This is a genomic window from Mesorhizobium sp. P3_A9 (assembly GCF_056402975.1).
Genome location: NZ_JBFUGJ010000439.1, coordinates 1 through 4,111, shown reverse-complemented (window position 1 = coordinate 4,111; position 4,111 = coordinate 1). Strand labels below are relative to the sequence as shown.

The 4,111-nt window shown below is 62.7% G+C and carries 4 protein-coding genes and 1 pseudogene; 2 read left to right on the top strand and 3 right to left on the bottom strand.

What is annotated here, in order from left to right; all coding sequences use genetic code 11:
* Both AC1DX0_RS31995 and AC1DX0_RS31990 read right to left on the bottom strand, forming a co-directional pair.
* Positions 1-78: pseudogene (locus AC1DX0_RS31995) on the bottom strand (DUF427 domain-containing protein); the annotation flags it as partial.
* Positions 79-208: 130 nt separating this feature from the next.
* Positions 209-565, bottom strand: coding sequence for a hypothetical protein (locus AC1DX0_RS31990; RefSeq protein WP_477219606.1), 357 nt, complete (start codon positions 563-565; stop codon positions 209-211).
* A 324-nt stretch (positions 566-889) separates the two neighbouring features.
* Between AC1DX0_RS31990 and AC1DX0_RS31985 the strand changes: the two genes are divergently transcribed.
* A complete protein-coding gene (locus AC1DX0_RS31985; protein ID WP_477219605.1) occupies positions 890-2,518 on the top strand; it encodes a fatty-acid--CoA ligase in 1,629 nt (542 codons plus the stop codon).
* Between the two features lie 80 nt (positions 2,519-2,598).
* Positions 2,599-3,384, top strand: a complete 786-nt coding sequence (locus AC1DX0_RS31980; protein ID WP_477219604.1) for a DUF1499 domain-containing protein — start codon at positions 2,599-2,601, stop codon at positions 3,382-3,384.
* Positions 3,385-3,440: 56 nt separating this feature from the next.
* Here AC1DX0_RS31980 and AC1DX0_RS31975 read toward each other — a convergent pair.
* Positions 3,441-4,111 (bottom strand): MBL fold metallo-hydrolase (locus AC1DX0_RS31975; protein WP_477358413.1); only part of this gene is annotated, 671 nt, incomplete at its 5' end.

Here is a 4,111-nt window from a genome sequence, read left to right as displayed (position 1 = left end):
GCCGACATAGGGCTCGATGGTGATGATCTTGTCGGGATTGCGCTGGAAGCCCGGTGCCGGGTTGGCGATTTTGTCCATGCTGGTTCTCCTTGCCTGGCCCCTTAAAGTGTGGCGGGCACAGCTGTTGCGCAAGGTCGGTTCGCATCACGAAAACAGGAGCCAACCGCCGAGGCGTGGAGCACCAGCGTTTTCGAGTGCCGGCCGAAGCTCAGGCGGCGGTTTTGAATGCGTCCATCAGTCCGGCATAGGCGGCCGCGATGCCCGCGACCGGATTGCTGCTTCTCGAAACGGTCTCAACTTTCAGCGAGCCGCCGCCGGTCGGCAAGGTGAGCAGCAGGAACTGGCGATTGCCGCCAGCACCGACGGAGGCGGCCGCGACGTGCTGGCCTGCCCCTTCGTTATCCACGCACATCTTGAACAGCAGCGTGCCGCCGACCGCTTCGAGCGCGCCGCCGACCACTTCAACAAATTCGTCTTCGGAAACAGTCTTTTCGTCCGGCACCAGATCGGCCAGACTTTCGGCCAGTGTGCTCTCCAAGACCTTGTCGTCGAGTTGCGCGTCCATGCGAACCTCTTTCAGTCGCCAATCGCACCCCTTTGCCCGTTAACGAAACTTAACGCCGAGAATGGCCGGATTGTGGCGGATTTCCCGGTGATTTCACGGGGTAGAACACCGCCGCCATTGTGGTGATTTTGATCCTCCTGCCATCGCGTTGGCACGAGTGCCCAGCAACCCGAAATCCAAAACATGCCAGAATTCAACCGCTTGCCGTTGCGGCAGGGACTTTGAAATTCGTGTCCCGCGCAAGCGGATGACTGGACAATCCGCCGGTTCGCTTCACAATGAACCAAAGCTACGACGCAAAATGCGCGAGGGAGGAGGAACCAGATGCTGGGGCTGATGCAGGAATGGCCGCTGCTGTGCCACAAGCTTATCGACAACGCTGAACGGCAGCATGGGGTGCGCGAGATCGTGTCGCGCTCGATCGAGGGACCGATCGTGCGCACCACCTACGCCGACATCCATCGTCGTTCTCTCAAGGTCGCCCAGCGGCTGGAGCGCGACGGCTATGGGTTGGGCGACCGCATCGCCACGCTCGCCTGGAACACGGCGCGCCACATCGAGGCCTGGTACGGCATCATGGGCATCGGCGCGATCTATCACACGCTCAATCCGCGGCTGTTTCCCGAGCAGATCGTCTGGATCATGAACCATGCCGAAGACAAGGTTGTCTTCGTCGACCTCACCTTCATACCGTTGCTCGAGAAGATCGCCGGTGCCGTCAAATCGCTGAAAAAGGTGATCGTGCTGACCGACAAGGCGCACATGCCGCAAACGACCTTGCCCAATGCCGTCGCCTATGAGGACTGGCTTGATGAGGCCGATGGCGATTTCGCCTGGAAGACCTTCGACGAAGGCACCGCCGCCGGCATGTGCTACACATCGGGCACGACGGGCGATCCCAAGGGCGTCGTCTACAGCCACCGCTCGAACGTGCTGCACGCCATGATCGCCGCCATGCCCGACGCGATGGGCCTGTCGTCGCGCGACACGATCCTGCCGGTGGTGCCGATGTTCCACGCCAATGCCTGGGGCCTTGGCCAAGCCGGCCCGATGATCGGCGCCAAGCTGGTCATGCCCGGCTGCAAGATGGACGGCGCCTCGATCTATGAATTGCTCGACACCGAGAAGGTGACCTTCAGCGCCGCCGTGCCGACGGTATGGATGATGCTGCTGCAATATCTGGAGGAGACCGGCAAGAAGCTGCCCTATCTGAACAAGGTCGTGATCGGCGGCTCGTCCTGCCCGCGGGCGATCATGACCAAATTCCAGGACAATTACGACGTCCAGGTCATCCACGCCTGGGGCATGACAGAAATGTCGCCGCTCGGCACGCTGTGCACCTTGAAGCCCGAATATGACGATCTCCAGGGCGAGGCCCGGCTCGATGTCAAGCAGAAGCAGGGCTACCCGCCCTTCGGCGTCGAAATGAAGGTGACCGATGACGAGAACAATGCGCAACCCTGGGATGGCAAGACCTTTGGCCGCCTGAAGGTGCGCGGCCCGGCGGTCGCTCGTGCGTACTATGGTGGCGTCGGCGCGGAGCAATTCGATGAGGACGGCTGGTTCGATACCGGAGACGTCGCTCACATCGATGCCGGCGGCTACATGCAGATCACCGACCGGGCCAAGGACGTCATCAAGTCCGGCGGCGAATGGATTTCGACCATCGATCTCGAGAATCTGGCCGTCGGCCATCCGGACGTAGCAGAAGCGGCGGCCATCGGCGTCCATCACTCGAAATGGGGCGAGCGGCCCTTGCTGGTCGTCGTTGCCAAGCCGGGCAAGGAACCGACCAAGGCGGATATTCTCGGCTTCATGGATGGCAAGGTAGCCAAGTGGTGGATGCCCGACGATGTCGCTTTTGTCGGCGAAATACCGCACACCGCCACCGGCAAGATCCAGAAAATCACCTTGCGCCAGCAGTTCAGGGATTATCGCTTGCCGACGGATTGAGGGGATGTTGCGTGTTTCGGCTTCAAGCCGCCGCGAAAATTCACTAAACCTCCGTCCGGGTTGGGGCAGCGCAGAGAACAATGGTTAGCATTCCCGAACGGCAAACGTCGAAGGCTGCCGGCTGGTCGCGGCGCACGGCGGCATTTTCAGCGGTGCTTTTGCTGACCGACTTCGTCGGCCATCGCTTCGATCTCGTCGAAACGCCGGTGTTCCTGTGGGTGTTGGGCATTGTCGCGCTGCTGGCGGCGCTGGCGCTGCTGTTTGCCGCCTTTGCCTTTTCGAGGCTGTGGAAATTTGGCGACCGCGGCGGCCGCGACCTCACCGTCGGCGCCTTGCTGGCACTGCTGGTGCTGGTCCCCTATGGCGTTGCCGCCTACTGGGCGACGATCTATCCGCCGCTCAGGGATATCTCGACCGATTTCGAAGATCCGCCCGTGCTCGATGTCAGCGACCGGACAAAGGACATGAATGTGCTTGTCCCATCCACACCAGGCGAACAGCGGCTGCAGACCGACAGCTATCCGCTGGTCACCGCACGCAGCTACGACCTGCCATTCGAGACCATCGTCAATGCCGTCGAAACCGTGCTCGACCGGCGCAGCTGGGAACTTTCCGAACCCTATCCCGACCTCGCCGGGCAAACCGACGTCACCATTACCGCTGTCGCCAAGGGCTTTGTGCTCGGCCTGCCAGCTGATGTGGCGATCCGCGTGACGGACGACGGCGATACGGTGATCGTCGACATGCGGTCGGCTTCGCGTTACGGCCGCTATGACCTTGGCGACAATGCCGCGCGCGTCACCGATTTCCTGGCGGAACTGGACCAGGAAGTCGCCGGCCAGGTCGGGGCGGCGCCTGCCGAATAGTCATCTTTCCTGCGAATTCCGCGCCTGCGGGGAGGTAGGGCTCGGGCCGCGCAGGGCTACCGGGTTGGCGTGAAAATGCCGTCGATGGCGGGGGCGTCTTCCGTCGACACCATGCCGCGCGCCACCAGGTCCTCGAGATGGGCAAGCACCGACAGTCCGGCGGCGCCATGCAGCCGGGGATCGGTGTCGCGATAGATTGCCTTGACCATGTCGGGAATGGTCCGGTCGCCGGCTCTGACCCGCTCCAATATGGCCCGCTCGCGCATCTTGCGATGCGTCTTCAACCCGCGCATGAAAGCGCGTGGCTTCGTCACCGGCCCGCCATGGCCAGGCAGCAGCAGGCTGTCGTCGCGCGCGATGAGCCTGTCCAGCGATGCCATGTAATCGGCCATCGCTCCGTCCGGCGGCGCGACAATGGATGTCGCCCACGCCATGACATGATCGGCCGAAAACAGGATGCCGGTTCCTTCCAGGGCGAACACCGCATGATTGGCGGTGTGGCCGGGGGTCAGAACCGTGCGGATCGCCCAGCCGTCGCCGTCGACCAACGCCCCGTCCGGCAGCGCGATGTCGGGAACGAAAGCGGTGTCGGCGCTGGCGTCGAGCGCATTGGTCTCGCCGATATGCAATGGTCTTGCCGGCCGGTGCGGCCCTTCCGCCATCACCAAAGCGCCAGTGCGTTCCTTCAGCCGGGCCGCCAGAGGCGAATGGTCACGATGCGTGTGGC

What these genes read in the sequence shown, in the direction of transcription:
- AC1DX0_RS31990 (WP_477219606.1), bottom strand. Translation starts at nt 565, where the DNA reads ATGGACGCGCAACTCGACGACAAGGTCTTGGAGAGCACACTGGCCGAA.
- AC1DX0_RS31985 (WP_477219605.1), top strand. Translation starts at nt 890, where the DNA reads ATGCTGGGGCTGATGCAGGAATGGCCGCTGCTGTGCCACAAGCTTATC.
- AC1DX0_RS31980 (WP_477219604.1), top strand. Translation starts at nt 2,599, where the DNA reads ATGGTTAGCATTCCCGAACGGCAAACGTCGAAGGCTGCCGGCTGGTCG.